The sequence below is a fragment of the Corallococcus exercitus genome (assembly GCF_003611585.1).
GTDB lineage: Bacteria > Myxococcota > Myxococcia > Myxococcales > Myxococcaceae > Corallococcus > Corallococcus exercitus.
In genome coordinates, this window is record NZ_RAVW01000672.1 from 1 (window position 1) to 3,116 (window position 3,116).

The window sequence follows — 3,116 nt, forward strand, 5'->3', positions numbered from 1 at the left end:
GGCGCGGGGGGCTGAAGGGCCGCTCGCGCAGGGGGCGGGAATTCCCACGGACGCGCGGTGTCCTCTGTCCTCGCTGAAGGCGTGACTCCTGTTACAGTCGCGCGACTTTTCGTTCCCCCTCACAGACATCCGTTCGAGGAACTCACGGCATGCAAAGCACCGTCGCCGCGGGCGAGGCCCGCAAGGGGCATCCCCCGGGCCTGTATTTGTTGTTCGCCACCGAGATGTGGGAGCGCATGTCCTATTACGGCATGCGCGGCCTGCTGGTGCTCTTCCTCACCGACAAGGTGCGGGGCGGCTATGGCTGGTCCACGGCGGATGCGCTGGGCCTCTACGGCACGTATACCGGCCTCGTGTACCTGACGCCGATCCTGGGCGGCTACATCGCGGACCGCTTCATCGGCCAGCGCAAGGCGGTGCTGCTGGGCGGCGTGCTGATGATCATCGGCCACCTGCTGCTAGCGCTACCGGGCGTCTCCATCTTCTACGCGGGCCTGGGCTTCCTCATCATCGGCAACGGCTTCTTCAAGCCGAACATCTCCACCATGGTGGGCGGGCTGTACCCCGCGGGTGACGGCCGGCGCGACGGTGCCTTCACCATCTTCTACATGGGCATCAACGTGGGCGCCGTGCTGGGCAACTTCATCTGCGGCACGCTGGGCGAGCGCGTGGGCTGGCACTGGGGCTTCGGCTCCGCCGGCGTGGGCATGACCCTGGGCGTCATCACCTTCGTGCTGCTGGCGAAGCGGTACCTGGGCACCGTGGGCCTGGCACCCGCGCCGCGCCCCACCGAGGCGCAGAAGACGACGCCGGACGGCAAGCACCACGCCTTCAGCCGCGAGGAGTGGGACCGCATCATCGTCATCTTCATCATCGCGCTGTTCGTGGTCGCGTTCTGGACGGGCTTCGAGCAGGCCGGTGGCCTGATGAACCTCTACACGGACCAGAAGGTGGACCGCTCCATGTTCGGCTGGGAGGTGCCCACCACCTGGTTCCAGAACTTCAACTCCGTGTTCATCGTGACGCTGGCGCCGGTGTTCGCGATGGTGTGGAGCTCGCTGGCGGCGAAGGGCAAGGACCTGAGCATCCCGGTGAAGATGTCCCTGGGGCTCATCTTCCTGGCCGTGGGCTTCGCGTTCATGCTGGGCGCCTCCAAGGAGAGCGCGGCGGACGGCAAGGCGGCGGCGTGGTGGGTCATCATGGCGTACCTCTTCCACACCATGGGCGAGCTGTGCCTGTCGCCGGTGGGCCTCTCCATGGTGAGCAAGGTGGCGCCCCAGCGCGTCACCTCCGCGATGATGGGCGTGTGGTTCCTGGCCAACGCGGTGGCCAACAAGCTGTCCGGCGTGCTGGGCGGCTACTCGGAGAAGATGGGTGAGTTCAGCGTGTTCCTCACCATCGTCATCGGCGCGGGCCTGGCGGGCGTCATCCTGCTGTTCCTCGCCCCCATGCTGAAGCGGATGATGCACGGCACCGACGAGGTGACGGCCACGCCGGCCCCCGCGCACCAGGAAGGCACCGTCCACCCGGCCACCTGAGCCCGGGGGGGACCTCCCCTTCGAAGCACGAACGCCGGAGCGCCCCCCTGGGTGCTCCGGCGTTTTTCGTGGGGCCCTGCGTGCCCTGCACGCCCGCTCCCGCGTGAGTATCGATTCTAGAGCCCCATGCGGATTCAAGTCGGAAAGAGCCGCTCGCCGGATTGCGCCACCGCCGCGCGGGAGGCGAGCCAGGAGGCGCTGCGCGGCGCGGACGCCCCCGTCTTCGCGCTCGTCCTGTGCACGGACCAGTACGACGCGGTGGCGTTGGCGTCCGCGGTCCGCAAGGAGCTCGGGGACGTGCCCTGGGCCGGGTGCTCCGCGGCGGGCGTCTTCGCGGGAACCGAGCTGCTGCTCCATGGGCTGGTCATCGCGCTCTTTCTCGGCGACGACTTCCGCGTCGGCGTGGGGATGGGTGGGCCGGTCAGCGAGAGCCCGAGAGCCGCCGGGCGCGCGGCGGTGGCCGAGGCCGTTGGCAAGCTGCCCCCCAAGCCGCCCGGACACCGGCGCGCGCTGCTCATCCTGCCGGACGCGCTGAGCGGCAACCCCACGGAGGTCGTGCGCGGGGCTCAGCAGGAAGCGGGCGCGGGCATCCGCTGGGCAGGCGGCGGCGCGGGCAACAACCTCCGGTTCGTCAGGACCGCCCAGTTCACGCAAGGGCACGCCTACCAGGACCAGGTGGTGGTGATTGCCTTTGACGCCCGGGAGCCGTTTGGCGTCGGCATCCAGCACGGCTGGTCTCCGTATGGCCCCCCCTCGCAGGTCACGAAGGCCCGGGGCGCGACCGCCGTCGAGCTCGACTACGAGAGTGCCTTCGACGTCTACCAGCGCACGGCCGCGAGCCGGGGAGACGCCCTGGATGCGCAGAGCTTCCCCCGCTTCGCGATGACCCACCCGCTGGGGATTCCCCAGGCCAACGGCGAGTTCGTGATCCGCGACCCCTTGTCCGTCGACCCCGACGGTTCGGTCCGCTTCATCGCCGAGATTCCGGACGGCTCCCTGGTCCGCGTGATGGAGGGCAAGCGCACGGACCTGCTCGACGCCGCGGCCGGTGCCGCCACCCTGGCGCGAAAGGCCACCCCTGGCGTGCTGGGCGGCGCGGTGGTGTTCGACTGCGTCTCCCGGTACCTCCTCCTGGAGGAGGGCGTCCAGGACGAGCTGTCCAGGTTCCAGGCCGCGCTCGGCGCGGGCGTCCCGGTGGTGGGCTGTCTGACCCTGGGCGAGGTGGGGGCCATGGGGGGCGGCGTCCCCCAGTTCCACAACAAGACGGCGGTGGTGGTCGCGCTGCCTGGGTGAGGGGACGAGGTGGCGCATGGAGCACCACGGCGCGGACGCGGAGCACAGGCTCACCGAGGAGCGCCTCGCGCTCCTGAGCGTGCTCCAGGAGCTCACTGTCGCGGCGCTCGACCTGCTGGCTCCGGACCGGTCCGCCGACGACTTCCTGGACCGCGTCGCGGAGCGGCTGGGGTGCACGGTCGCCCTCTGGCTCCAGTCGGACGGGGGGGAGCAGGCCCGCCTCCAGGGCGCGAGCGGACTGTCCAGGGCGTCCCGCCAGCTCCCGCTCCCGGAGCGGCCCCTCCA

Annotated in this window: 2 protein-coding genes and 1 pseudogene; all 3 read left to right on the forward strand. The window is 70.3% G+C overall.

Features of this window, described 5'->3' with window-relative positions:
- The first annotated feature begins 149 nt into the window (after positions 1-149).
- Positions 150-1,538 carry a peptide MFS transporter gene (locus D7W79_RS40625; protein WP_120530560.1) on the forward strand — a complete coding sequence of 463 codons (1,389 nt, stop codon included), beginning with the start codon at positions 150-152 and terminating at the stop codon, positions 1,536-1,538.
- A 126-nt stretch (positions 1,539-1,664) separates the two neighbouring features.
- Entirely contained in the window at positions 1,665-2,831 is a 1,167-nt protein-coding gene (locus D7W79_RS40630) for an FIST signal transduction protein (protein ID WP_120530561.1), read from the forward strand.
- 16 nt (positions 2,832-2,847) lie between these two features.
- A pseudogene (locus D7W79_RS40635) lies at positions 2,848-3,116 on the forward strand (histidine kinase); the annotation flags it as partial.

Bases quoted from the DNA above. Each gene is read 5' to 3' on its own strand.
- D7W79_RS40625 (WP_120530560.1), top strand. From the start codon at position 150: ATGCAAAGCACCGTCGCCGCGGGCGAGGCCCGCAAGGGGCATCCCCCG.
- D7W79_RS40630 (WP_120530561.1), top strand. From the start codon at position 1,665: ATGCGGATTCAAGTCGGAAAGAGCCGCTCGCCGGATTGCGCCACCGCC.